The following is a 24,926-nucleotide window of genomic DNA, read 5'->3' as shown; positions in this document are numbered from 1 at the left end:
GACAGACGGGCACCCCGAGGGAAGACAGTTTTATCATGAAGACGACCACCACCCTGCTGCCGCTGATTGCCGCCGCCCTGGTTTCAGGATGCATGGCCCCGGCCCCCGCGCCGATGCCCATCCCGGAACCCGCGCCCGTGGCCTATGTCCCGCCCGCGCCCCAGCCCGTGCTTGGCGTGGCAGGCCTGACCGAACGCAAGCCCGACCTGTGCGGCGCGAACAAGAACCACGCTTCGGCCGTGGGCCAGCCGGGCAGCGTGATCCCGACCCTGGGCATCACCAAGGATTACCGCGTGGTCGAATATCGCGGGATCGAGCCGCAGGAATACGATCCCAACCGGATCGTCTTCCGCCTGGATGCCGCGGGCATCATCACCAATGTCGATTGCGGATGAACATCATGAACGCCAGAACCCTTGCCCTTGGACTGACGGCAGCCACCCTGCTGGCCGCTTGCGAGCCGATGCCCGCCGAACCCCTGCCGCCGGTTGAGGCGCCGGACGATTGCCGCGCCTCGGCCTATCAGGGGCTGGTGGGCCAGCCGGTTACGGTGCTTGCCGCCATGACCTTTCCCATCGGCACGCGCCAGATCGGACCCGACGATGCGGTGACATCCGACTTCCGCCCCGACCGGCTGAACATCGAATACGGCCGCGCGAACCGGATCGAGAGGGTCAGCTGTTATTGACCCCGCAGGGGGGCGGCAGGCCAGTCGCCCCTTTTCCGCATTGCCATGCTATTTGCCCGGTGTCACCATCCTGTCATGATGAATGCCGGCCCGCCGTTTCCCGCCGATCCTGACCGCGTCGTCTTTGACCGGGCGGAGCTGTCGCTGATCCTCTCGGTCTATGGCCGCTTTGTCGCAGCGGGCGAATGGCGCGACTATGCCATGTCCTTCCTGCGCGACGCGGCAGTCTTCAGCGTCTTCCGCCGCGCCGCCGAACATCCCCTGTACCGCATCGAGAAACGCCCCCGGCTGCGCACGGCCCAGGGTGCCTATGCCGTAATCGGCATGGACGGGCGCATCCTGAAACGCGGCCATGACCTGGCCCAGGTTTTGCGGGTGCTGGACAAGGCCCTGATCCGCGCCGTCGATTAGGTGCCGCGCGGCTTGGCCCGCATGGTGGGATCGGCCTCGCGCGGATCCTCGGGCCAGGGGTGGCGGGGATAGCGGCCGCGCATGTCCTTTCGGACATCGGCATAGGACGCGGCCCAGAAGCCCGGCAGGTCGGTGGTGACCTGCACGGGCTTGCCGCCCGGCGACAGCAGGCTGATCCGCAGGGGACGGTTGCCCACGACCGGATGGCGCGTCAGGCCGAAAAGTTCCTGCAACCTGACCTCGATGGACGGCTGTTCATGGTCATAGTCGATGGGCACCCGGCGGCCCAGAGGGGTGGTGAAATGCGCCGGAACCTCTCGGTCCAGCCGCTGCTGGCCGTCCCAGCCGATCCGGGCCTTCAACGGCTCGACCAGATCCAGCCCGCGCAGGTCGGCCAGCGTGCGGGCGCGCCCCAACCAGGGCAGCAGCCAGCCGCCATCGGCCAGCAGGCTGGCATCATCTACCGGCCCCAGATCCGGCAGCAGCGCAATCCGCGCGCGGAACCGGGCGGCGGCAGGCGTCCAGGGCAGCCCGTCCAGCCGCAGGCCTTCAAGCGCGGCCCGGGCCACGGCATCGTCCGGCGCATCCGGCCAAGGCCGATCGGACAGGACCAATGCCCCCAGCCGCTCCTGGACCCGCGCCAGAACCCGGCCGTCGCGCCGCGACCATTCGCAGACTTCCACGGTCTCGACCCTGTCTCCATGCAGGGCGCGCATCGTGCCCTCGTCCAGGCGGCCGGCCATGCGGATCCGCGCCTCTCGCTGGTCTCCATCCAGATCGACGGCCACGATCAGCCGTTGCCCGGCGATCGGATCACCCGCGTCCAGCACCGCCCCCTTGCCGCCCGAAAGGACAAAGCGCGGCTCGTCGCCCTTGCGCCGCAGCCCGATCCGGTCGGGATAGGCCAATGAGACGGCGCCTCCCTGTTCTTCTTCACGAAAATATCCTCGGGGGGTGTGGGGGGCAGACAGCCCCCCACCATCGCGGGACGCAATAACCCGCCGCAGCCGGGCAGCCTCGTCGCGGATCTGTTGGATCACCCCCCGGTTCGCCTCGTAAGGATGGCGCGCCGCAAAGCCCTTGGGATCGCGCAACGCCGCCAACCGCAGCGCCAGATCGGCGGGCGCGCCGCGCAGGGGATCGCGGTTCGACAGCAGCGCGGCGATCTCCGCCGCATCCTCCCCCGCCCGCAGCAGCATATGTCCCAGCCGCGGGTGCAGCGGCAGCCGGGCCATGGCGCGGCCGTGATCGGTGATGCGGCCTGCCTCATCCAAGGCCTCGAGCCCTTGCAACAAGGCCCGCGCCTCGGCCAGGGCGCCCTCGGGCGGGGGCGTCAGAAACGCGAGATCCCCCGGCGCGGCCCCCCAGGCGGCCAGTTCCAGGGCAAGGCCCGCCAGATCGGCCACGGCGATTTCGGGCGGGGCGAATGCGGGCAGCGCGCCTTCCTCGGCCTGCGCCCACATCCGATAGCAGATGCCCGGGGCCACGCGGCCAGCGCGGCCCCGGCGCTGATCGGCCTCGGCCCGGCTGACGCGTTCGGTAACCAGCCGCGACATACCCGAACATGGATCGAACCGCGCCCGCCGCGCGCGCCCCGCATCGACCACCACGCGAACCGCCGGGATGGTCAGCGAGGTTTCGGCAATCGCCGTCGCCAGCACGATCCGTCGCCGCGATCCCGGTTGTGCCAAGGCTGCCCGCTGTTCGGCAGGCTTCAGCGCACCATAAAGCGGCAATACCTCGCACCCGTCGCCAAGCTGTGCCATCACGCGCCGGATCTCGCCCTCGCCCGGCAGAAAGGCCAGGATCGTGCCACCGGTGCCGCGCGTCTCGGCCTCTGCCCCCGCGATCAGCCGCACGGCCTCATCGACCAGCCGCGCGCCTGCGGGCAAGGGGCGGGCCAGCCAGCGGGTTTCGACCGGAAAGGCGCGGCCTTCGGACCGGATCACCGGCGCATCGTCCAGAAGCGCCGCCACGGGTTCCGCGTCCAGCGTGGCCGACATCACCAGCACCGCCAGATCCTCGCGCAGCGCGCCCTTGGCCTCCCATACAAGGGCCAGGCCCAGGTCGGCGTTCAGGCTGCGTTCGTGGAATTCGTCGAAGATCACGCAGCCGATGCCGTCCAGGCCGGGATCGGACTGGATCATCCGCGTCAGAATGCCTTCGGTCACGACCTCGATCCGGCTGCCCGCGACGCTTTCGCCGCGCATCCGGTATCCGACGCGCCCGCCCACGGACTCTCCCAGTTGCTCGGCCAGCCGTTCCGCCGCGGCCCGCGCCGCCAGCCGCCTTGGCTCCAGCATGACGATCCGTCCCGCAACCTGGTCCAGCAACGCCAAGGGCACGCGCGTCGTCTTGCCCGCGCCCGGCGGGGCGACCAGCACGGCGCGGCCATGCGCACGCAGCGCCTGGCACAGCGCGGGCAAAACATCGTCGATAGGCAACCGATCCAGCATCCCCGCGTTATGTCGCAACGGCGGGCCAAGCGGAACCCCGGCCCGCCGCCCTAGGCAAACCCGCCGCCGGGGCCTATCTTCCCGCAAAGACGACAAGAAACAGGCAGGCGGCATGGGTATCGGCAGCACAGTGATGGCGGGCATCGGCCTGGGCGATCCGGTGATCCGGCTGGGCGTGACAGGCCTGTCGCGGGCGGGCAAGACGGTGTTCATCACATCCCTGGTCGCGAACCTGATGGACCGGGGGCGGATGCACGCCCTGCGGGCCGCGGCCGATGGCAGCCTCAAGGCGGCCTGGCTGCAACCCCAGCCTGACGACACCATTCCCCGATTCGACGTGGAACGCCACTTGGCCGCCCTGACCGGCCCCGCTTCGCACTGGCCCGAGGGGACGCGCCATGTCAGCCAGTTGCGCTTGTCGCTGCGCCTGGACGCCAGAGGGCTGCTGGGGGGGCTGACCGGCCCGCGCACCCTGCACCTGGATATCGTGGATTATCCGGGCGAGTGGCTGCTGGACCTGCGCCTGATGGAACGGGATTTCTCCGAATGGTCGGCCGAGGTCCTGGACCGCATGACGGGACGCCCCGGTGCCGCCGATTACCACGCTGCGCTGGCTGGCATCGATACAGACCGCTTCGATGAACCGACGGCGCAGTCTTTGGCCCAGGCCTATACCGCCCATCTGCACGCCGCGCGCGAGGCGGGCTGGTCCGACTGCACGCCCGGCCGCTTCCTGATCCCCGGGGAAATGGAGGGGTCGCCCGCCCTGACCTTTGCCCCCCTGCCCGCGTCCTTTGCCGAGGGGCGCTTGCACAAGGAATTCCGCCGCCGCTTCGATGCCTACAAGTCGCGGGTCGTAAAACCCTTTTTCCGTGAACATTTCGCCCGCATCGACCGGCAGGTGGTGCTGGTGGACGTGCTGGGCGCCATCCACCAGGGGCCAAGGGCCGTCGAGGATATGCGCCGCGCCATGGCCGACATCCTGACGGCCTTCCGGCCCGGGCGCGCGGGCTGGCTGGCGCAGCTTCTGGGCACCCGGCGCGTCGAACGCATCCTGTTCGCCGCCACCAAGGCCGACCACCTGCACCATGTCCAGCACAACCGCCTGACCGCGATCCTGTCGGCCATGCTGCGCGAAGCCCGCGACCGCGCCGATTTTTCCGGCGCAAGGACGGAAGCCATGTCCATCGCCGCCCTGCGCGCCACGACCGAGGATGTGATCCGGCAGGACGGACAGGAACTGCCCGCCGTTCGGGGCCGGCTGATGGATGGGCGGCAGGCGGCGTTCTATCCGGGCGAGTTGCCCGCCGATCCGGCGGCGCTGCTGCATCCCGCCCGCGACGGGGCGGACCGCTGGCTGGACGGCGATTACGCCATCATGAACTTTGCCCCCGCCCCCATGACCGCGCGTCCCGGCGACGGCCCGCCGCATATCCGGCTGGATCGCGCCGCGGACTTCCTGATCGGAGACAGGTTGTGAGCGATACCCCCCGCCGTGGCCCCGTGCTGATCGAACTGGACGCGCCTGTCCCCGAAGCCCGCACCGCCCCCGCGTCCGAGGCGCGGGACGACACGCTGAACCCCGCCGACGCACCGCCCATCGACGCGGCGGATCCCCTGCTGCCCCGGCCCCGCACGATGGAGATGGTGACGCGGCTGGTGGGCCGTCCCCCGTCGCGCCTTACGCGGTTCTTCATCAATTCCGGCGTGGCGCTGTTCACCTTTCTTCTGTCCATCGCTGCGTTGAATTTCATCAACGACCTCCTGACCCGCTATCCGGTGCTGGGCTGGATCGGGGTGGCGCTGTTTGCGCTGTTCACGCTGGCGGCCCTTGGCATGGCTTGGCGCGAATACCGGGCCTGGGCGCGGTTCGCACGCATCGACGCGATCCAGCGTCAGGCGGGCGCGGCCTTGGCCGATGACAGCATGGACAAGGCCCGCGCGGTCGCGGATGGCCTGCTGGCGCTGTATCGCGACCGCCCGGAACTGGAATGGAACCGCAAGCGGCTGGGGGACAACCGGGGCGACGCCTTTGACGCGCGCACCCTGCTGACGATGGCTGAAACCGAATTGCTGGCCGGGCTGGACCAGGACGCCCGCCGGGAAATCGAGGCTGCCGCCCGCACCGTGGCCACCGCCACCGCGCTGATCCCGCTGGCGCTGGCCGATGTGGCCGCAGCCCTGGCCGCGAACCTGCGGATGATCCGGCGCATGGCCGAGATCTATGGCGGCCGCGCGGGCGCCGTGGGCGGCTGGCGTCTGGCCCGCACGGTCATCACGCATCTGGTCGCAACCGGCGCCGTCGCCGCAGGCGACGACCTGATCGAGACGGTGGCCGGGGGCGGGATCCTCTCCAAGGTGTCGCGCCGCTTTGGCGAAGGCGTGGTGAACGGCGCGCTGACCGCCCGCGTGGGCATCGCCGCGATGGAGGTTTGCCGCCCCCTGCCCTTCATCGCCCAGCCCCGACCCAAGGTCGGAAACCTGGTCACGCGCGGCTTGCGCGGCTTGTTCGGGTCGGACGAACGGGGCTAGAACATCCCCAGGGCAAGGGGGGCAAGCGGATGACGTTCTTTCTGGGAATCGACGGCGGCGGCACGGGATGCCGCGCGGCCTTGGCGGATGCGGACGGCCTGATCATTGGTCAGGGTCAGGGCGGGCCTGCCAATATCAACACCGATGTCGAAGGTGCTGCGGTCAATATCCTGGCCGCCACGGCCCAGGCCTTGGAGGGCACCGGCGCTGACCCCCGCGACCTGATTGCCACGCTGGGCCTCGCCGGGGGCACGATAACCGCCGCCATCGACCGGCTGGTGCTGTTGTTGCCCTTTGCCCGGATACAGATCGTCAACGACGCAGTGACTGCCGCGCGCGGCGCCCTGGGGGCGCAGGACGGCATCCTGGCTGCGATGGGCACCGGATCGGTCTTTGCCGCGCAGCGCGGCGGCGACCTGCGTCAGGTCGGCGGACGTGGCTTCGTGATGGGGGACGAAGGGTCCGGGGCCGTGCTGGGCCGGGCGCTTTTGTCCATGGCGATGCGGGCCGAGGACGGGTTCGCCGACATGACCCCCCTGCTGCAACACATCCTTGAGGAGTTCGGCGGGATCGAGGGGATCATCCGCTTCGGCAATGGCGCGCGCCCTGTGGACTTTGCCGAACTGGCCCCACGCATCGTCGGGTCGGACGACCCGGCGGCGCGGCAGGTCTTTGACGCCGCCCTGGGGGATGTGCGCCACATCCTGAGCGTGCTGCAAGGGGATGCGCCGCTTCCGGTGGTGTTCGTCGGCGGGCTTGGCCCGGCCTATGCGGCGCGGTTGACGGACTGGCCGCAACGGCCCGCGCTTGGATCGGGCGTCGATGGCGCGCTGCTGATGGCGCGGCAGATGGCCGGGGCGGCATGACCGGTCCTGCCTCGACCGCAATCGACGGCTTCTGACCGGCCAAGCGGTTATAGGCAGGCGGACGTGAGGATCCGGCCCTGCGGTCTGTCTGATCGCAGGGCCAGCGGCTTAGTAGGGGCGGCTTATTCGGGAATGACCCGCACCGCGCCGCGCGACGCGCTGGTGGTCAAGGCGGCATAGGCGCGCAACGCGGTGGAAACCTGGCGCTGGCGCGGCTTGGCGGGCTTCCAGCCTTCCGCATCACGCTTGGCCCGGCGTGCGGCCAGGGTCGCATCGTCCACATCCAAGTGGATTACCCGGTTCGGAATGTCGATGCGGATCATGTCGCCCTGTTCGACCAGGCCGATGGTGCCGCCCTCGGCCGCCTCGGGCGAGACATGGCCGATCGACAGGCCGGACGATCCGCCCGAAAAGCGCCCGTCGGTGACAAGCGCGCAGGCCTTGCCCAGGCCCTTGGACTTCAGATAGCTGGTCGGATACAGCATTTCCTGCATCCCCGGCCCGCCGCGCGGACCTTCATAGCGGATCAGCACGACCTCGCCCGGCTTCACCTTGCCGGTCAGGATGGCGCTGACGCTGTCGTCCTGGCTTTCGAAGATATGGGCCGGCCCCTCGAACTTCAGGATGGATTCGTCCACGCCCGCCGTTTTCACGATGCAGCCATCCTCGGCCAGGTTGCCATACAGCACGGCCAGCCCGCCATCCTGACTGAACGCATGGTCCGCCGTGCGGATCACGCCCCCCTTGCGGTCGGTATCGACGGAATCGTAACGGCGGTCCTGCGAGAACGCGACCTGCGTGGGCACCCCGCCCGGCGCGGCGCGGTAGAAGTCGTGGACGGATGCCGCATCGGTGCGCATCACGTCCCAGCGGTCCAATGCCTCGGCCAGAGAACCTGCATGGACGCTGCCCGCCTGCCTGTGCAGCAGGCCGGCGCGGTCCAGTTCGCCCAGGATGCCCATGATGCCGCCCGCGCGGTGGACATCCTCCATATGCACGTCGTCCTTGGCGGGGGCGACCTTGCACAGGACCGGCACGCGGCGCGACAGGCGGTCAATGTCGGACATGGTGAAGTCGATGCCGCCTTCATGCGCCGCGGCCAGCAGGTGCAGCACGGTGTTGGTGGACCCGCCCATCGCGATGTCCAGGGTCATCGCGTTCTCGAACGCCTCGAACGAGGCAATGGCGCGCGGCAGCACGCTGGCATCGTCCCCTTCGTAGTAACGCCGGGCCAGATCGACGATCAGGTGCCCGGCCTCGACGAACAGGCGCTTGCGCTCGGCATGGGTCGCCAGCGTCGATCCGTTGCCGGGCAGCGCGAGGCCAAGCGCCTCGGTCAGGCAGTTCATCGAATTGGCGGTGAACATACCGGAACAGGATCCGCAGGTCGGGCAGGCAGACCGTTCGATGGTTTCCACATCGGCGTCCGACACCGTGTCGTCGGCGGCGGCCACCATGGCATCGACCAGATCAAGCGCCTTGACGCGGCCGTCTTCCAGGACGACCTTGCCGGCCTCCATCGGGCCGCCCGAAACGAAAACCACGGGGATGTTCAGGCGCAGCGCGGCCATCAGCATCCCCGGCGTGATCTTGTCGCAATTGCTGATGCAGACCATCGCGTCGGCGCAATGGGCGTTGACCATGTATTCGACGGAATCCGCAATGATCTCGCGCGAGGGCAGCGAATACAGCATCCCGTCATGGCCCATGGCGATGCCGTCATCGACCGCGATGGTGTTGAATTCCTTGGCGATGCCGCCCGCGGCCTCGACCTCTCGGGCGACAAGCTGGCCCAGATCCTTGAGGTGGACATGGCCCGGCACGAACTGGGTAAAGCTGTTGACGATGGCGATGATCGGCTTGCCGAAGTCGCTGTCCTTTACCCCGGTCGCCCGCCACAGGCCGCGCGCGCCCGCCATGTTGCGGCCGTGGGTGGTGGTGCGGGAACGATAGGCGGGCATGGCTTGAGTCTCCTTTGGCTGGCAGGCGTTCTAGCACCGTTGAGGACGGAAGGAAATTGCCGAATGCCTGCGTTTTCGGTTCGTTTCCGCATGTCAGGATGCCAGTTTCATCGTGACGATGCCGGCGACGATCAATCCAGCGGCAATCAGGCGCGCTGTGGTCACCGGCTCTCCGAACAGCACGATCCCGAAAAGAAACGCGCCCACGGCCCCGATCCCGACCCAGACGGTATAGGATGTGCCCAGCGGCAGCGTCCGCATCGCGACCGCCAGCAGCCAGAAGGACGCGATCATGCTGACCAGCATGACCGCGGTAGGAAAGATGCGGGTAAAACCGGCCGATTGCTTCATCGCCGTTGCCCAGACGATTTCCAGAAAACCGGCAAGAACAAGATAGACCCAAGCCATGACGAACCTCATGCTGGCCGGGTCGTCCCGGCGTTCCGGCCCATCGCGGGGAGGTCGTCCTCTGCCTGGAAAGATAGGACCGCCGGCCCCGGGGTCAAGGCTCGTCAGTCCAGCCGGTCCACCTTGGCGTTCTGGACCAGTTCCGACTTGGTCCCGACCAGCCGGTCGGCCAGCATCTTCGCCCCGGTGATCAGCAGGTTGCTGCCGTCCCACAATTCCGCCGCGACAGGCGTGACGGCGATGACGCGCAGGTCGGGGTTGTCAGGGGACTTGAAAAAGGTCTCGTCACTGAAACGCCAGACATCGCGCGCCTTTTCGGGATCGTGGCGCACCTCGGCCGTGCCGTTGATCACGACGTAATCGTTGGCCCGTTCGTCCGAAAAGGCCAGCGAGACATTGGGGTTCGCCTGAATCTGGTCCAGCTTGCAGCCTTGGATGTCGGACAGGATATAGATCGCGCCCTCGTCCCGGCGCACGCGGGCATAGACCGGGCGGACCCGCTGGCCGTCGCCGTCGCGGGTCACGAACATGCACGGGTCCAGCTTGTCGGCCATGGCCCAGATGCGATCGGTCACGTCGGGATCGGTCATGGTTTCCTCCGGGGTCTGCAAAGACGGCAAACGCCAGGGGGGCTGCGTTGTTCCGCCGCTCAGCGCATCCCCAGGCCCGCGCGCATCATCAGCCGGCGCACCGGCGCGATGCCATACAGCCCGCCAAGCGCCGCCGCGCGCAGGTCGCGCAAGGGACGGATGCTGGCCTGGCTGGCGCGGTTCAGCGCGTCGATGCCCAGCAGGCGGGCATAGGCCTCGGGGCGGCGGGCGCGGTCATAGGCAGCCAGGCCGGCGGGATCGCCGGGTTCGTCGCCTGACAGGTCCAGCAGGGCGGACAGGTCGGCCAGGCTCATGTTCAGCCCTTGCGCGCCGATGGGGGGGACGACGTGGGCAGCCTCGGCGATTAGGGCCGTGCGGGGGCCGGTGAAACGGTCGGCGATCTGGCTGATGATCGGCCATTGCGTCAGGCGGGTGGCCAGGGTCAGGTGCCCCAATACGCCTGCGGACCGGGCGTTCAGTTCCACCTCGAAGGCGTCGGGCGGCAGGGCGGCAAGGCGCGCCACCTGTCGGCCATTTTCCATCCAGACGATGGCCGAACAGGGCTTGCCGTCGCGATCGGGCAGCGGGACCAGCGTGAACGGCCCCCCGGATCGGTGAACCTCGGTCGAGATGTTCTTGTGCGGCTGTTCATGCGTGACGGCAAAGGCCAAGGCCTTCTGGCCATATCGAAAGGTCCGCACCCCAATGCCAAGCGCCTGGCGGACCGGGGAATCGCGCCCGTCGGCGCCCACCAGCAGCCGTGACCGGACGCGGCGCCCGTCGGTCAGGGTGACGATCGCGCCTTCGTCGCGGGCCAGGACACCCGCCGTGCCGGTGCCGGGCTGAAAGCGGACATTCGCCATCTCGGCCAGCGGGGCGGAAATTTCCCGCCGCAAAAGCCAGTTGGGCAGGTTCCAGCCAAAGGGCTGGTCGCCGATCTCGGACGCGTTGAAATCGCGGGTCAACCGGGCGACAGGCTGTGCCCCACCCGCATCGACGATGCGCATGACCTGCAAGGGCGTGGCATGGGGCAACAGGCGGTCCCACAGGCCGATCCGGCGCAGCAAGGCGACCGACGGGGCCAGGAATGCCGTGGTGCGCAGGTCGGCGCCCTCGGACCCTTCCTCCGTGACGGGCGGGGCGGGATCGACGCAAAGCGTCGAAAACCCCTGCGCGCCGAATGCGGCAGCCGTGATCAACCCGGCGATGCCGCCGCCCGACACAAGAATGTCGATCCGTTCAAGGTCGCCTGCGATCATATGCCGCGCCTAGTTTCCGGCCGTGAACATCAGCATGACGGTGAAAACGACCACGGTCAGGACCAGTCCCAGCAGGCCGAGGACCGGCAGGCCGAACAGGACGACGGCCAGAACGGCAATCGCGACAACGACCAGAAGAAGGGCAAGGATGCGGAAAGTCAGGCGATTTCCGCTTTTGTCGGCAGTATGGGTCATAGGAAGCCTATCGGATTGCGCGTCCGGTTCCCATTGTGACCCAATCAGCGGCCAAGGGCAATCTGGCGCAGGAAGGCCGTCAGGTCGTGGATGTGATGATCCACATGGGCGGGAACCTCGCCCGCCATCGGATCCGGCCCGTGCCGACCCGGCCCGACCAGGATCGTGCGCATCCCCAGTTCATGCGGGACAGCCAGGTTGCGGGGGTCATCCTCGAAGAAGGCCGCGCGGGTGGGGTCGATCCCGGCATAGCCGATGACGGCCTCGAAGGCTTCGCGCATGGGCTTTGGATGGAAATGCGTTTCCGCGATTCCATAGATCGCCTCGAACAGGGGCGCGGGCACGGGGTCGTCCACCAGTCCCAGGCCCCGCGCCCGCAGCACCTTTACCGCATAGGCAGCGTCGGCATTGGTATGGATCAGCTTGCGCCCCGGCAGCGCGGCAATGGCGGCGGCCAGATCGGGCGCGGGCAGCAGGGGCGCGAAGTCGATGTCGTGGACATCGTCCAGATAGGCGATGGGATCGATGGCGTGTTCCGCCATCAGCCCGGCCAGCGTCGTACCGTGCCGCATCCACCAGTCGCGCCGCATCTGGTCGGCGGCGTCGCGTTCGACCGCCAGGGTGCGCACGACATAATCGGTCATCCGCTGTTCGATCTGCGGGAACAGCGCCATGTCCGGCGGATAAAGCGTGTTGTCCAGATCGAAGATCCAGGTATCGACAAGGGTGAAATCCATGCCTGCTGCCTAGCCCGGCAACGGCGCGCTTGCAATCGGCCCGCGCGCGGCCAATCGTGCGGCCATGAAAGACGCATATTCCCTGATCCTGACGGCAATCGAATCCGGCACCTATCGCCCCGGCGACCGGCTGGTGGAATCGGAACTGGCCGAACGCTTCGGCGTCAGCCGCACCCCTGTCCGAGAGGCCTTGCAGCGGCTGGAAACGCAACAAATGCTGGTCCGTGACGGTCGCAGCCTGATCGTCGCATCCCTGGATCACAACCAGTTGGCCGAACTTTATACCGTCCGTGCCGAACTCGAGGCCCTGGCCGCCCGCCTCGCCGCCCGCCACGCCACCCCCGAGGAGGTGCGCGTCCTGGCCCAGATGGTCGCCGACGACCAGAAGGCCGTCGGCAATCCCGAGGCGTTGGCCCGCGCCAACAAGCGGTTCCACCACCAGATCCACCTGGCGTCCCACAACCGCTATCTGGTCCAGCAGCTTGACCTGGTGCATCGGTCCATGGCGCTCATGGCGCGCACCTCGCTGGCCGCCGAAGGGCGCAGCGAAACCGCCCTTGCCGAACACAAGCGCATCGTCGATGCCATCGCGGCAGGCGACGGGGCGGCGGCGGACAAGGCGCTGCGCCAGCATATCTCGATGGCATGGGAAACGCGGCTGAAGCTGGAGGCCGCGGCGGATCGTGACTGACGCCCCCCGTTGCGGGCCGCGCCTGATCCAGTCCGAGGACGACCTGGCCCAGGGCATGGCTCATCTGGTCGCGGTCTGCCCCGTCTGGGCGCGGGTCGCGCCGGATCTAGGCCCGCTGCCGCTGCTGCGGCGCGCGGATGGTTTCGAAGCCCTGGCGGATGCGGTGGTGGGGCAACTGATCTCGACCTCGGCCGCTGCCGCGATCTCGGCGCGGTTGACGGCGGCGGGGCTGATGACGCCCGAGGCGATCCTTGCCGCGCCCGAGGAAGCCTTGCGTGCGGCGGGCCTGTCGCGCCCCAAGGTCCGCTATCTGAAGGGGATCGCCGGTGCCGGGCTGGACTGGCACGGCCTGCGCGCGATGTCTGACGATCAGGCCATCGCCACCCTGACCGCGCTGCCCGGCATCGGGGCATGGACGGCCGAGATCTATCTGAAGATGGCGCTTGGCCGGGCCGATGTCTTTGCGGCGGGCGATCTTGCCCTGCAAGAGGCCGCGCGGATGATGTATGGCCTGGATGCCCGCCCCACGGCGGCCGGCCTGCGGCGGATGGCCGAACCCTGGCGGCCCTGGCGCGCGGTTGCGGCCCGTGGCCTCTGGGCCTATTACCTGCGTGCCAAAGGCCGCGAGGGAATCCGATGACCGTTCTGAAATCCGCCCGCAAGGGTCCGTCCAAGGCCGATGCGGTCGTGGTCTTCCTGCATGGCTATGGCGCCGACGGGGCCGACCTGCTGGGCCTGGCCGATCCCCTGTCGCCGCATCTGCCGGGCGTGGCCTTTCATGCGCCCGACGCCCCCGAACGCAGCATCAACAACCCTTTCGGTTTCCAGTGGTTTCCCATCCCCTGGCTGGACGGATCGACCGAAGCCCAGGCCAAGGAGGCGATGGGCCGGTCCATAGCCCTGCTGAACGCCTGGCTGGACAAGGTTCTGGCGGACGAGGGGTTGACGGCGGACCGGATGGTCGTGGTGGGCTTTTCCCAGGGCACGATGATGGCGCTGCACGTTCTGCCGCGCCGGGATGAAGCGGTTGCCGGGATCATCGGATTTTCGGGACGGCTGCTGGTCCCCGAATTGCTGGCGGCCGAGGCGACGGTCAAGCCGCCGGTCCTGCTGCTGCATGGCGACCAGGATCCGATGGTGCCGTTCCAGGACATGACGCTTGCCGGCGACGCGCTGGAACAGGCGGGCTTTGCCGTTTATGGCCATGTGATGAAGGGCACCGGGCACGGGATTTCGCCCGACGGGCTGTCGGTGGCGCTGAGTTTCCTCAGGGACCGGCTGGGCAAGTAGTCAGGCCCAGATGGCCGGATCGGCCAGTTCGATAGAATTGCCCGCCGGATCGCGGATATAGATCGACCGGGCGCCGTTGGGCCAATGGAAATCGGCCTCGATGGCGATGCCTTGCGCGGTCAGGTGGTCGCGCCAGGCGTCCAGTCGGTCGGGCGCGACAGCCAGGCAGAAATGGCCCGGCCCCCGCGCGCCGTGTGGAGGGACGGGCAGCCTTGCTTCCGGCCTTGGCGGCTGTTCGGTGGCGGCGGGATCGAACACCAGCAACACCTGCGACTGCCCGACGCGGAAAAACACATGGCGTCCCGGCACGGCCTGGAACGGCTGCAACCCCATCACGTCGCGCCAGAAGACCGTGGCCGCATCCAGGTCACCCGCATAAAGCGCAGACTCAAGCGTGCCCAGCACCGGCGGCGTCATTTTGATCATGCCTGCAGCCTGCCATGGACAAAGGCGGGCGGCAACTGTCACGGACCTGTCACCCATGCGGACTATCCATCGGGCAGAATAGATCCGGGGGCTTGCCAGATGCCTGACGCGATATATAGTCGGGCTGAAGGATCTGACGGGGCGCCCCCGGCCACCCATGGGGGCAGGCGGGAAGGCAATATGCTGGATCAGCGACATCAGACGGATTTCCGAACCCATTTCGTGCGCGAGCCTGCAAGCCTGCGCCACTATCCCGCATTGGTGCTGAACGCGGATTACCGGCCACTATCCTATTACCCGTTGTCCTTGTGGCCCTGGCAAGAGGCGATCAAGGCCGCTTTCCTGGACCGCGTGGACATCATCGCCGAATACGAGGAGGTGGTGCGAAGTCAGCGCCAGGCATTCCGCCTGCCCTCGGTGGTGGTCTTGAAAGATTACGTCAAACCCCAGAAGCGCGTAGCATTTACGCGCTTCAATCTTTTCCTGCGCGACGAATTCTGCTGCCAGTATTGCGGGCACAAGGGCGACCTGACATTCGACCATGTCGTGCCCCGGTCGCGCGGCGGCGTCACAAGCTGGGACAACGTGGTTGCCGCCTGTTCCCCCTGCAACCTGCGCAAGGCCAACCGCAGCCTGCGCCATTCGGGGATGAGCCTGCGCCGCAAGCCCCGCCAGCCCTCACCCGAGGAAATGCACGCGGCGGGCAGGCGTTTTCCGCCGAATCACCTGCATGACAGCTGGATGGATTTCCTGTACTGGGACGCCGAACTGGAAAGCTGACCAGTCAGGCGTCGTGATCGTGCCGGTTGCCCTGGGACAGGTGCAGCAGCGCCGCAGCCGAAAGGACGATCAGCGCCAGCGCCACCACCGGAACACCCGCCGCGAAGGACGCCCACAGCGTCACGGCGGCCACAAGGATGACTGCGGCGATCAGGAACAGGAAATGCGGCAAGGGCATGGCGTTTGTCTCCTTGCCCCCAATATGGGGCGCAAAGAGACACTTGAAAAGACGACCGTGAAAATCTGTCGCAGTTTTCCGCCCAGGCCCGCCTGCCCTCAGATCAGGCCCGCGTGTTCCAGGGCCGCGTCGATCAGGCGGCGCGTCGGATCGGTCAGCGCCACCAGCGGCAGGCGCACCCGTTCGTCGCACAGCCCCAGCCGCGACATCGCGTATTTTGCGCCGACCAGCCCCGGTTCGACAAAGATCGCGACGTGCAGGGGCATCAGCCGGTCCTGATACTCCAGCGCCTTGGCGTAATCGCCTGCCAGCGTGGCTTCCTGGAATTCCGCGCAAAGCCTGGGGGCGACATTGGCCGTGACGCTGATGCAGCCCACGCCGCCATGGGCGTTGAAGCCCAGGGCAGTGCCGTCCTCGCCCGACAGCTGCACGAAACCTGTCCCGCAGGTCATGCGCTGCTGGCTGACCCGCTCCAGCTTGCCGGTGGCGTCCTTGACGCCGATGATCGTGGGCAGCTTGGCCAGCTCGCCCATGGTTTCGGGCGTCATGTCCACGACGGACCGGCCGGGAATGTTATAGATGATGATGGGCAGGTCGGATGCCTCGGCCAGGGCGGTGTAATGCGCGATCAGGCCCGCCTGCGTGGGCTTGTTGTAATAAGGCGTGACGACCAGGGCGGCGTCGGCGCCCACCTCGGCCGCGTGGCGCACCAGGCCGATGCCTTCGCGGGTGCTGTTGGAACCGGCACCGGCGATGACGGGGATGCGGCCATCCACGGCGCGCACGACCTCCTCGATCACCAGACGGTGTTCGTCATGGGTCAGGGTGGGGCTTTCGCCGGTGGTGCCCACCGGGACAAGGCCATGGCTGCCCTGTTCGATATGCCATTCGACGAGCTTTTTCAGCGTGTCCAGGTCCAGCTCGCCGTCCGGGGTGAACGGCGTGACCAGTGCGGGCAGGGATCCCTTGAACATGACACGCTTCCTTGCAGGTGGGTATGGGCAGGTGGGTATGGATTGCGCGCCTGATTAACGGGGCAATCGGAACTTGCCAAGGTTGTGAATTGCGTCGGACGCATGGGACGGCGACACAGGGCAGTGATGCGACTTATGCGCGACATGGTGGCCGCCGGGCTGTTGATGCTTGCAACCCTTGCCCCTGCGCGGGCCGAGGATGCGGGCGCAATGGCGCTTGCCCTGTCTGCCGCGGATGCGCGTGACTGGGTGACGGCCCGCGATGCCGCCCGCAGGTCCGGGCCGATGGCCGAAGCCCTTGTCGGCTGGCAAGCCCTGCGCGCGGGCTATGGGACGCCGGGCGATTACATCGACTTCGTGCGGGCCAATGGCGACTGGCCGGGTCTTGCCCTGCTGCGGGAACAAGGCGATGCCAAGCTGCGTCCCGATCTGCCGCCGCAGGACATCCGCGACTGGTTCGGGGACCGCCTGCCCGAAACGCTGGCGGCGGAAAACGCCTATCTCGCCACATTGGATCCGCACGCCGCCAAGACCGAACGCGCCCGCTTCTGGACCGCCGTCCCCCTGACCGCGACCGAGGAGGCGGCGTTCCTGGCCGCCCACGGCCCTGAACTGACCCCTCTGATGACCGCGCGGGCCGTGGCGATGCTGGACCGGCGGGAATGGGCGCAGGCCGAACGCCTAGTGCCGCGCCTGTCCGAACCCGACGGGCCCCTGCTGGCGGCGCGCATCGCCTTGCAGGCGGGCCGCGCGGGCGTGGACGACCTGATCCTGGCCCTGCCCGCCGATGTGCGCACCGATCCCGGCTTGACCATGGACCGTTACTTGTGGCGGGTCGGCGCCAAGCAGCACGAAGGCGCGCAGGCGCTGATGCTGGAGGCATCCACCAGTGCCCATGCTTTGCGCGATCCGGCGGTGTGGGCGCCGATGCGGGTGGATTATGCACGCCTGGCCATGCGCAACGGCGACTGGTCGCGGGCCGAGGCCCTGGCCCGCCCGCATTTCCTGCCGCCCGACAACCGCCATTACGCGGATCTGGAATGGCTGGCGGGCTTTGCCGCGCTGAAGACGGGGGCTGCGGACCGCGCGCTTGCGAATTTCCGGCATCTGGAAACCGTGGTCGGCAGCCAGATCAGCCGGTCGCGCGCCTTCTATTGGCAGGGCCGCGCGCATGAAGCCCTAGGCGATGGGGCGGCGGACAAGGCCTTTGCCAAGGCGGCGGAACTGCCCGGCACCTATTACGGCCAGCTTGCAGCCGAGCGGACCGGCGCGACCCTGCCCGCCGACTATGCCACGCCCGGTCCCCTGCCCGACTGGCGCGCCAGCCCCTTGGGCGGCAACGGCGTCTTCCGGGCGGGGCTGTGGCTGCTGGCGACGGGTCGGGCGGACGAGGCGCAGCGGTTCTTCCTGCACCTGTCGGAAACCGCCGATCCGCAGGACACGCTGCGCATGGCCCGGCTGATGTATGAGGCCGGAATGCCCTGGCACGGGCTGCGCCTGTCGAAACGCGCCGCCGACAAGGGGCTGATCCACCCTGCCGCGCATTTCCCGCTGACCGGCTTGCAGGATGCCGGCCTTGAGGTGCCGCCGGAACTGGTGCTGTCTATCGCGCGCCAGGAATCCGAATTCAATCCCGCAGCCCGCAGCCCGGTGGGCGCGCGCGGGCTGATGCAGGTGATGCCCGCCACCGCCGAACAGATGGCCCGCCGGATCCGCGAACCCTATTCCGCAGCGCGCCTGACCACCGACGGGGCTTATAACGCGCGTCTGGGCGCGGCCTATCTGGCGGGGCTGCGCGACCGCTTCGGGGCATCGACGGCGCTGACGGCATCGGGCTATAACGCCGGGCCGGGGCGTCCGGCCCGCTGGCTGCGCGACTTCGGCGACCTGCGCCGCGACGCCGATCCGGTGGAATGGGTCGAGTTGATCCCCTTTGACGAAACCCGCAACTATGTCATGCGCGTGACCGAGGCGATGCCCGTTTATCGCGCGCGCATCCTGGGTCGTCCCGCCCCCATTGTCCCCACCTGGGATCTGACGGGCGGCGGACTGATGCCGCCCCCCGTGGCCCGGCTGACCCTGGCACTGTCCGCGCGCCCCGTGGAAAAGCCCTTTATCGGCCCAAGGCTGCCCGAGGGATGGCAACCGGTCGCGGTGGAAGCCTCGGCCCGGTAGGGTGCGTGGATGTCACGCACCGATCCGCAGGGGCCATGGTGCGTGCAAGCACGCATCCTACGCTGCCCTGATCCTTGTCCGCCACAAGGTGAACAACCCGGCCGCGACCACGATGACTGCGCCGATCACCACGTTCATGTGCAGCACCTCGCCAAAGACGAGCACGCCGATGACGCTGACCCAGACCAGTTGCGTATAGGCGAAGGGTTGCAGGGCCGAAGCCTCGGCCAGTTCATAGGCGCGGATCAGCAGGTAATGCGACAGGGTGCCAAGCACGCAAAGAAGTCCCAGCCAGATCCAGTCGGTCGGCGCCAGCCATTCCCAATGCCAAATCCCCAGGATCGTGGCCGTGACAGCCCCGGCAATGCCCGTCCAGAAAAAGCTGACCTGCGCGGGATCGTCGCGCGACACGTGCCTTGTCAGCAGCCCATAGACCGCGAACATCAGCGCCGACGCGAAGGCCAGCAGCGCGCCCGGGTCAAGGGCCGTGCTGCCCGGCTGCAGGATGATCAGGATGCCCACGAAGCCCACGCCGATGGCCGTCCAGCGCTGCCAGCCGACCTTTTCCCCCAGGATCGGGCCTGACAGCGCCGCGACCAGCAGCGGATAGACGGTGAAGATCGCATGGGTGCCGACCAGGCCAAGGCGAACGAAGGCCTCGATCATGATGGTGGTCTCGATCACCAGGATCGCGCCGCGCAGGATTTGCGTCCTGGGCCGCCGGGTGCGGATCGCCCGGCGCAGGCCGCCCGGCTGGCGCGAGACCATTGCGATCACAAAGACCGCAAAGACCCAATAGCGGATCATCACGATCAACAGGGGCGGATATTCGGACCCGAGGATGCGGGAAAACGCGTCCTGGCCTGCAAAGATCAGGCTGGTCGCGCACATCAGGATGATCGCCAGCCCTGTGCGGTCCTGCCTGCCGCCAAGGCCCGCCGGTATCGGCGGCGGCGTCTTGGCGACAACCGCCGAGGCGACATAGGGCAGGTCATCGTGGTCGTTTGGCATGGCGCATTCCCGGGGTCGATCCCCGCCATGCGCCCCCGGTGTCACAAGGTCAAGGCAAGCCGGCCTTGCACAGCCTGCAACTCAGTCGCGCGCGCGGATGATCTTGGCCAAGGGTTCGAAGACCTGCGTATTCGCGGCGATCAGGCGGCCCGATTCCAGCGGGTCATCGCCGTCGCGGATGCCTTCGACAAAGCCGCCCGCCTCGCGCACCAGCAGGATCCCCGCCGCAACGTCCCAGGGCTTGTTGCCGCGTTCCCAGTATCCGTCGTAACGCCCGGCCGCGACATAGGCCAGGTCGAGGGCCGCAGACCCCATCCGCCGCACCCCTGCCGTCAACGGCATCAGTCGCGCCAGATCCTGCAAGGCGGCGGGCAGCGGGCCGCGCCCGGCAAAGGGGATGCCCGTGGCGAACAGCGATTCGTCCAGGCGCCTGCGCCCCGACACGCGCAGCCGCTGGTCGTTCATGAAGGCTCCGCCCCCCTTTTCGGCCACGAACAGTTCATCCTTGGCCGCGTCGAAGATCACGGAGGCGACGATTTCCTTTTTGTGTTCCAGGGCAATGCTGATCGCCCAATGCGGCAGCCCGTGCAGGAAATTGGTGGTCCCGTCCAGCGGATCGACGATCCAGCGGCGTGTCGGATCCTCGCCCGCATCCTCGCCGGTTTCCTCGCCCAGCCAGCCATAGTTCGGACGCGCGCCGCGCAGTTCCTCCTTGATGATCCGCTCGGCCTCCTGGTCGGCCTTGCTGACGAAATCGCCCGCGCCCTTGACGCTGACCTGAAGGTTCTCGACCTCGCGGAAATCCTTGACCAGGCTGCGCCCGGCCTTGCGGGCGGCCTTGATCATGACGTTCAGATTGGCGCTTGCCATGGGATGCTCCGGAAAGGGGTTGGGGCGCGTCATAGGGGCAAGCGGGGGGAATGTGAAGCGCAAGGGCTTCAGGCGGCGGCGCCGCGCAGCATTCGCAGCGGCTCGGTGCGCGACAGGCGCAGGACATGGGCCATATAGGGCTGTGCCAGATCCTCGGATCGCACCGCCGCGTAAAGCCGCCGGATGATCCCGCCGCGGGTCAGGGGCAGCATGGCGATTTCCGCATTGGCGGATTCGCGGCGCAGAACCCAGTCGGGCATCACCGCCACGCCCCGCCCGGATGCCACCAGCATCAGCGACACGGCGGTCAGTTCCACGGTCCGTTGCCGCGCGGGCTCCACCCCGGCAGGCGTCAGGAACTGGCTGAAGACATCCAGTCGCGCACGGTCCATGGGATAGGTGATCAGCGTTTCCCCGGCTAGGTCGGGCGGGTCGGCAAAACCCTTTTCGACCAGCGGGTGATCGGCGGGCACCACCAGCGTCGGCGAATAATCGAACAACGGCTGATAGGTCACCCCCGCCATCTCCTCGGGGTCCGAGGAGATCACCAGGTCGACCTCTTGCCGGGCCAGGGCGGGCAGCGCGCCAAAGGCCAGCCGCTGGCGGATGTCCAGGTCAACCTCGGGCCAGGCGCGGCGAAAGATGTCCAGGACCGGCAAAAGCCAGTCGAAGCAGGCGTGGCATTCCATGGCGATATGCAGCCGCCCGATGCGGCCCGCCTCGACGCCCTTGAATTCGGCCTCGGTGGCCTGGACCATCGGCAGCACCTGTTCGGCCAGGCGCAGCAGGCGCATCCCTGCAGGCGACAAGCGCATGGGCTTGGCGCGGCGGACGAACAGATCGACGCCCGCCTGTTCCTCCAGTGCCTTGACCTGATGGGACAAGGCAGATTGCGTGATGTTCAGAACCTCGGCCGCGCGGGCAAGGCCGCCTTGTTCGTGGATTGCGCGAACGGTGCGCAGGTGGCGCAGTTCCAGATGCATTGTGAGACAGGCTCATGTTGATCTTGAGGATTATGAATTTGTCTCACGGAGGCACGCGTGGCACAAGCGGCGAAAGCCAGAGGAATCACCATGTCCCGCCCCAAGATCAGTTTCGAGTTCTTTCCGCCGAAGACGCTGGACGCGTCCTTCCGGCTGTGGGAAACCGCGCGGGCCTTGGCGCCGCTGGCCCCCGATTTCGTGTCCGTCACCTATGGCGCGGGCGGCACCACCCGCAAGCTGACGCATGAGGCGGTCACGACCATCCACCGCCATTACGGCATCCCGGTCGCCGCCCACCTGACCTGCGTCGAAGCCACCCGGACCGAGACGATGGAAATCGTGCAGGCCTATGCCGACGCCGGGATCCGGGAAATCGTGGCCCTGCGCGGCGATGCGCCGAAGGGACAGGACCGCTTTACCCCGCATCCCGACGGCTTTGCCGATTCCGTCGAACTGATCGGCGCGATCGCCGCGCGGGGCGACATGACGATCCGGGTGGGGGCATATCCCGAACCCCATCCCGACAGCAGCGGCGGGGACGCCGATGTCTTCTGGCTGAAGCGCAAGATCGACGCGGGCGCCACCAGTGCGATCACGCAGTTCTTCTTTGACGCAGACACGTTCTTCCGGTTCCGCGACCGATGCGCGGCAGCGGGGATCGAGGCGCCGGTCATTCCCGGCATCCTGCCGATCCAGGGATGGGCGGGCGCCAAGCGGTTCGCTGCGACTTGCGGAACCAGCGTGCCGGGCTGGGCGGAGGAAGCGTTTTCGAAAGCCGCAGCCGAGGGACCGGCGGCAGAACGGGCGGTGTCGGAACGGGTCTGCGTCGACCTGTGCCGCGCCCTGCTGGACGGAGGCGCGGACCGGCTGCATTTCTATACGCTGAACCGGCCCGACCTGACCCTGGCGGTGTGTTTGGCGCTTGATGTGGAACCGCTGGATCTGGGTGCGGTTGCCTGAGGCCGGGGGACTTCACGTCCCCCGAGCCCCCTGTGGGATATTCAGGCCAAGGTAAAAGCCTTTATTCGAAGCCCATCACGGTCGCGCGGGTCATGGCGCCAAAGCCGTTGAAGCGGGTGTTGGTCACCACCGAATAGGCGCCCGCGCCGTGGAAGATGACGTAATCATCCTCGGCGATGTCGTCGGGCAGGGTCAGTTCGCCCGGCAGGCGGTCCACCGAATCGCAGGTCGGGCCAAAGATGACGCGGCCGTTGCGCTCGCCTGTGCGGGGCTTGCCTTGCGGGGTAAGCACCTCGATCCGGTCGATATTGCCGATGATCGGCAATTCCGCCAAGCTGCCATAAACGCCGTCGTTCAGAAACACGTTGGTGCCGTCGCGTACGCCCTTGACGCGGGTGATCAGCGCATAGGCGTCGGCGCAAAGGCCCCGGCCCGGCTCGCAGACAAGTGCGGGGGCGTTGTCGCCGAAGCATTCCGTCACCGTGTCGCCGATTTCCGTGAAGATCGATTCCAGGTCGGGTTCCACCCCCACCACCCGGTGCGACGGAAAGCCGCCGCCCACGTTCAGCCGCTGTGCCTGGACGCCCGCCGCATCGCAAATCTCGCGTGCGACGCGGATATAGCTTTCCCAGGCAATCGGGTCGGTGCATTGCGTGCCCGGATGAAAGGTCAGCGAGGCAACATAGCCCCGTTCCGCCACCAGCCGCAGCAACTCGACTGCCAGGTCCGGCGTCGCGCCGAATTTTGATCCGAAGTCATAAGCCGCGCCCAGCACAGGCAGCTTGAAGCGGGGCGAGATCTCGACCCCCTGCCCGTCCACATGGGTCGGCACCTGTTCGAACAGCTTGTCCAGCTCGCTGCGGCTGTCCACCGACCAGGCGAGGATGCCTTCGTGCACGGCATGGGCGATCTCTCGCTGCGAACGGACGGGGTTGTGGTAATGGCGCGCGGCGCGGGGGGCCAGGCGGCCGATCAGGTCGATCTCGAACGGCGAGGCCACGTCGAAGCCCTGGATACCCGCGGTCACCAGGTTCTGGATCACCGCCTCGTCCGGGTTGGATTTCACGGCATAGGTCACCAGGCCCGGAAAGCCCTTCAGGAACTGCCGCGCCCGGTCCTGCAGCACGGTGGGCGCGAAAGCCATCACCGGATGGTCCGGCTGAAGATGGCGGATGATCTCGGCCGGATTGTTCCAGACGGTCTTCTGAGTTCCCATTCTGTGGGATCCTTTCGCGCGTTCGATGTGGCAGCAAGATGGTCGGGCGACAGATGGAATGTCCGGATCCCAGAATGGCGCTTTTGGGTTCCAGTTTCACCGATGAAAAGCCTAGAACTGCATCTTCTGCCGGTTACTATGACGAAACTTATGACGTTTTGACGAAAGCATGGACCAAGCCGGTGGATGATCTGGATCGCAACATCGTGGCGCTGCTGTCGCAGGATGCCCGCACCTCCATCGCCGTGCTGGCGCGGCGGCTGAAGGTGGCGCGGTCCACCCTGCAGGCGCGGCTGGAACGGCTGGAAACATCGGGTGCCATCGCCGGATACACCCTGCGCCTGGGCGATGTCGCGAAGGGGGGCCGCATCCGCGCCACCGTCATGCTGGCGATCGAGCCGCGCAGCCAGCCCGCCATCCTGTCGCGGCTGAAGTCGATGCCACAGGTCGAACGCATCCACACGACCAGCGGGCGGATCGACCTGCTGGTGCAGATCGTCAGCGGTTCGACCGCCGAACTGGACGAGGTCTTGGACCGCATCGGTGCCATCGACGGCATCCGGTCGCAGGAAAGCCTGATCCATCTGACCACGAAACTTGACCGGACGGTTTAACGCAACCGGAACAGGTCCACGAAACCCTGGGCCGCCCCCGCATCGCCCGCCAGCCCGATGGACCCGTCCCGCGCCAGATCGGCCAGCAGCACCGGGCCATAGACCGCCCGCGCAAGGGCATTGCCCGTTCCCGACAGCGTGAAATCCGACGCATCCGCCCCTGCCCTGGGGTGCAGGATGCCGCCCGTCAGACACAGCGTGAACGCCTCGGACCCCATCGTCAGGGCCGCCGTCACCTGCCTGTCCGTCGGGCGGATCATCGCCGTCATGGAAATCACCAAGGCCGTCGGGCTGATGAAACGGCGCGGATCATGTCCCGGATGCGCGGCACCCCAGCGGCACATGGCCTGCAAGACTGGCATCAGCCCGCGTCCCGAATCGGTCAGGGCATACAGCCCGTCGCCATGCGTGATGACGCCCGCCTCTGCCAACTGCCCCAGCCGCTGCGTCAGGACCGCCGCGGTGACGCCGGGCAGCCCGTGGCGAATCGCCTGGAACCGCTTGGGCGCCAGCATCAGTTCGCGCACGACCAGCAGCGCCCAGCGGTCGCCCATGATGTTCAGCGCGTGGGCGGCAAGGCATCCCTCGTCATAGCGGATGCGCGGTTTTTTGCGGTCTTTGGACATGCCCGAGACTATCAGTTGCTTTTTAATAC

At 67.6% G+C, this 24,926-nt stretch carries 28 protein-coding genes; 13 read left to right on the top strand and 15 right to left on the bottom strand.

Translation table 11 applies throughout. The annotated features are described in order from the left end of the window. Positions 1-35 precede the first annotated feature (35 nt). From LZ585_RS02850 to LZ585_RS02840, 3 genes are all read left to right on the top strand, one after another. Positions 36-395, top strand: coding sequence for a hypothetical protein (locus tag LZ585_RS02850; RefSeq protein WP_234854947.1), 360 nt, complete (start codon positions 36-38; stop codon positions 393-395). 5 nt (positions 396-400) lie between these two features. After that, the gene (locus LZ585_RS02845) at positions 401-688 is read left to right on the top strand and encodes an I78 family peptidase inhibitor (protein ID WP_234854946.1); all 288 of its coding nucleotides are present in this window, start codon (positions 401-403) and stop codon (positions 686-688) included. Positions 689-766: 78 nt separating this feature from the next. Next, positions 767-1,099, top strand: a complete 333-nt coding sequence (locus LZ585_RS02840; protein ID WP_234855733.1) for a DUF2794 domain-containing protein — start codon at positions 767-769, stop codon at positions 1,097-1,099. Here the strand turns inward: LZ585_RS02840 and hrpB are convergent. Then, a complete protein-coding gene (gene hrpB / locus LZ585_RS02835; RefSeq protein WP_234854945.1) occupies positions 1,096-3,555 on the bottom strand; it encodes an ATP-dependent helicase HrpB in 2,460 nt (819 codons plus the stop codon). The genes LZ585_RS02840 and hrpB overlap by 4 nt on opposite strands. A gap of 112 nt (positions 3,556-3,667) precedes the next feature. On the opposite strand from hrpB, the gene LZ585_RS02830 reads away from it, so the two are divergent. The 3 genes from LZ585_RS02830 to LZ585_RS02820 are packed head-to-tail and all read left to right on the top strand — an operon-like array spanning position 3,668 to position 6,953. Next, positions 3,668-5,035, top strand: coding sequence for a YcjX family GTP-binding protein (locus LZ585_RS02830; RefSeq protein ID WP_234854944.1), 1,368 nt, complete (start codon positions 3,668-3,670; stop codon positions 5,033-5,035). Next, positions 5,032-6,087 (top strand): YcjF family protein, encoded by a 1,056-nt coding sequence (locus tag LZ585_RS02825; RefSeq protein ID WP_234854943.1) that lies wholly within the window; start codon positions 5,032-5,034, stop codon positions 6,085-6,087. Before LZ585_RS02830 ends, LZ585_RS02825 begins: the two co-directional genes overlap by 4 nt. Before the next feature lie 29 nt (positions 6,088-6,116). Continuing rightward, positions 6,117-6,953, top strand: coding sequence for a BadF/BadG/BcrA/BcrD ATPase family protein (locus tag LZ585_RS02820; protein ID WP_234854942.1), 837 nt, complete (start codon positions 6,117-6,119; stop codon positions 6,951-6,953). A 122-nt stretch (positions 6,954-7,075) separates the two neighbouring features. Here LZ585_RS02820 and ilvD read toward each other — a convergent pair whose 3' ends face one another. The 6 genes from ilvD to LZ585_RS02790 form a co-directional block, all read right to left on the bottom strand. After that, complete coding sequence (gene ilvD / locus LZ585_RS02815) at positions 7,076-8,914, bottom strand: dihydroxy-acid dehydratase (protein ID WP_234854941.1); 1,839 nt, start codon at positions 8,912-8,914, stop codon at positions 7,076-7,078. 93 nt (positions 8,915-9,007) lie between these two features. Beyond that, positions 9,008-9,322 carry a DMT family transporter gene (locus tag LZ585_RS02810; protein ID WP_234855732.1) on the bottom strand — a complete coding sequence of 105 codons (315 nt, stop codon included), beginning with the start codon at positions 9,320-9,322 and terminating at the stop codon, positions 9,008-9,010. 104 nt (positions 9,323-9,426) lie between these two features. Next, positions 9,427-9,912 (bottom strand): pyridoxamine 5'-phosphate oxidase family protein, encoded by a 486-nt coding sequence (locus LZ585_RS02805; RefSeq protein WP_234854940.1) that lies wholly within the window; start codon positions 9,910-9,912, stop codon positions 9,427-9,429. A gap of 59 nt (positions 9,913-9,971) precedes the next feature. Then, positions 9,972-11,171: a UbiH/UbiF family hydroxylase gene (locus LZ585_RS02800; protein WP_234854939.1), complete on the bottom strand. Its 1,200-nt coding sequence runs from the start codon at positions 11,169-11,171 to the stop codon at positions 9,972-9,974. A 9-nt stretch (positions 11,172-11,180) separates the two neighbouring features. Then, positions 11,181-11,366, bottom strand: coding sequence for a hypothetical protein (locus tag LZ585_RS02795; RefSeq protein ID WP_234854938.1), 186 nt, complete (start codon positions 11,364-11,366; stop codon positions 11,181-11,183). 44 nt (positions 11,367-11,410) lie between these two features. Next, complete coding sequence (locus LZ585_RS02790; protein WP_234854937.1) at positions 11,411-12,103, bottom strand: pyrimidine 5'-nucleotidase; 693 nt, start codon at positions 12,101-12,103, stop codon at positions 11,411-11,413. 64 nt (positions 12,104-12,167) lie between these two features. On the opposite strand from LZ585_RS02790, the gene LZ585_RS02785 reads away from it, so the two are divergent. The 3 genes from LZ585_RS02785 to LZ585_RS02775 are packed head-to-tail and all read left to right on the top strand — an operon-like array spanning position 12,168 to position 14,084. Then, entirely contained in the window at positions 12,168-12,794 is a 627-nt protein-coding gene (locus LZ585_RS02785) for a GntR family transcriptional regulator (protein WP_234854936.1), read from the top strand. 55 nt (positions 12,795-12,849) lie between these two features. Further along, positions 12,850-13,434 carry a DNA-3-methyladenine glycosylase family protein gene (locus LZ585_RS02780; protein WP_234855731.1) on the top strand — a complete coding sequence of 195 codons (585 nt, stop codon included), beginning with the start codon at positions 12,850-12,852 and terminating at the stop codon, positions 13,432-13,434. Next, the gene (locus LZ585_RS02775) at positions 13,431-14,084 is read left to right on the top strand and encodes an alpha/beta hydrolase (protein ID WP_234854935.1); all 654 of its coding nucleotides are present in this window, start codon (positions 13,431-13,433) and stop codon (positions 14,082-14,084) included. The genes LZ585_RS02780 and LZ585_RS02775 overlap by 4 nt, the downstream gene beginning before the upstream one ends. Here LZ585_RS02775 and LZ585_RS02770 read toward each other — a convergent pair whose 3' ends face one another. Next, positions 14,085-14,510 (bottom strand): VOC family protein, encoded by a 426-nt coding sequence (locus LZ585_RS02770; protein WP_390625089.1) that lies wholly within the window; start codon positions 14,508-14,510, stop codon positions 14,085-14,087. It lies immediately after the preceding gene. Positions 14,511-14,690: 180 nt separating this feature from the next. Between LZ585_RS02770 and LZ585_RS02765 the strand changes: the two genes are divergently transcribed. Continuing rightward, on the top strand, positions 14,691-15,290 hold the full coding sequence (locus tag LZ585_RS02765) for an HNH endonuclease (RefSeq protein ID WP_234854934.1): 600 nt from the start codon (positions 14,691-14,693) through the stop codon (positions 15,288-15,290). A gap of 4 nt (positions 15,291-15,294) precedes the next feature. Here LZ585_RS02765 and LZ585_RS02760 read toward each other — a convergent pair whose 3' ends face one another. Next, positions 15,295-15,468: a hypothetical protein gene (locus LZ585_RS02760; protein WP_234854933.1), complete on the bottom strand. Its 174-nt coding sequence runs from the start codon at positions 15,466-15,468 to the stop codon at positions 15,295-15,297. Positions 15,469-15,566: 98 nt separating this feature from the next. Then, complete coding sequence (dapA, locus tag LZ585_RS02755; protein WP_234854932.1) at positions 15,567-16,442, bottom strand: 4-hydroxy-tetrahydrodipicolinate synthase; 876 nt, start codon at positions 16,440-16,442, stop codon at positions 15,567-15,569. A 126-nt stretch (positions 16,443-16,568) separates the two neighbouring features. Here dapA and LZ585_RS02750 point away from each other — a divergent pair, with 126 nt between their 5' ends. Next, positions 16,569-18,617, top strand: coding sequence for a lytic transglycosylase domain-containing protein (locus LZ585_RS02750; protein ID WP_234854931.1), 2,049 nt, complete (start codon positions 16,569-16,571; stop codon positions 18,615-18,617). Between the two features lie 57 nt (positions 18,618-18,674). Here the strand turns inward: LZ585_RS02750 and LZ585_RS02745 are convergent, their stop codons facing one another. The 3 genes from LZ585_RS02745 to LZ585_RS02735 form a co-directional block, all read right to left on the bottom strand. Beyond that, positions 18,675-19,628 (bottom strand): DMT family transporter, encoded by a 954-nt coding sequence (locus tag LZ585_RS02745; RefSeq protein ID WP_256445640.1) that lies wholly within the window; start codon positions 19,626-19,628, stop codon positions 18,675-18,677. An 81-nt stretch (positions 19,629-19,709) separates the two neighbouring features. Next, complete coding sequence (locus LZ585_RS02740; RefSeq protein ID WP_234854930.1) at positions 19,710-20,498, bottom strand: inositol monophosphatase family protein; 789 nt, start codon at positions 20,496-20,498, stop codon at positions 19,710-19,712. 68 nt (positions 20,499-20,566) lie between these two features. Next, positions 20,567-21,481 carry a LysR family transcriptional regulator gene (locus tag LZ585_RS02735; RefSeq protein WP_234854929.1) on the bottom strand — a complete coding sequence of 305 codons (915 nt, stop codon included), beginning with the start codon at positions 21,479-21,481 and terminating at the stop codon, positions 20,567-20,569. A gap of 90 nt (positions 21,482-21,571) precedes the next feature. Between LZ585_RS02735 and metF the strand changes: the two genes are divergently transcribed. Next, the gene (metF, locus tag LZ585_RS02730; protein WP_234854928.1) at positions 21,572-22,441 is read left to right on the top strand and encodes a methylenetetrahydrofolate reductase [NAD(P)H]; all 870 of its coding nucleotides are present in this window, start codon (positions 21,572-21,574) and stop codon (positions 22,439-22,441) included. A 61-nt stretch (positions 22,442-22,502) separates the two neighbouring features. Here metF and LZ585_RS02725 read toward each other — a convergent pair whose 3' ends face one another. After that, positions 22,503-23,657 carry a type III PLP-dependent enzyme gene (locus LZ585_RS02725; RefSeq protein WP_234854927.1) on the bottom strand — a complete coding sequence of 385 codons (1,155 nt, stop codon included), beginning with the start codon at positions 23,655-23,657 and terminating at the stop codon, positions 22,503-22,505. Positions 23,658-23,839: 182 nt separating this feature from the next. Between LZ585_RS02725 and LZ585_RS02720 the strand changes: the two genes are divergently transcribed. Next, on the top strand, positions 23,840-24,271 hold the full coding sequence (locus LZ585_RS02720) for an Lrp/AsnC family transcriptional regulator (protein WP_234855728.1): 432 nt from the start codon (positions 23,840-23,842) through the stop codon (positions 24,269-24,271). Here LZ585_RS02720 and LZ585_RS02715 read toward each other — a convergent pair. Then, the gene (locus LZ585_RS02715) at positions 24,268-24,897 is read right to left on the bottom strand and encodes a winged helix-turn-helix transcriptional regulator (RefSeq protein WP_234854926.1); all 630 of its coding nucleotides are present in this window, start codon (positions 24,895-24,897) and stop codon (positions 24,268-24,270) included. The genes LZ585_RS02720 and LZ585_RS02715 overlap by 4 nt on opposite strands. Positions 24,898-24,926 lie beyond the last annotated feature (29 nt).

Source organism: Paracoccus everestensis (genome assembly GCF_021491915.1).
Taxonomy (GTDB): Bacteria; Pseudomonadota; Alphaproteobacteria; order Rhodobacterales; family Rhodobacteraceae; genus Paracoccus; species Paracoccus everestensis.
This window is presented reverse-complemented; position numbering and strand designations above follow the sequence as displayed.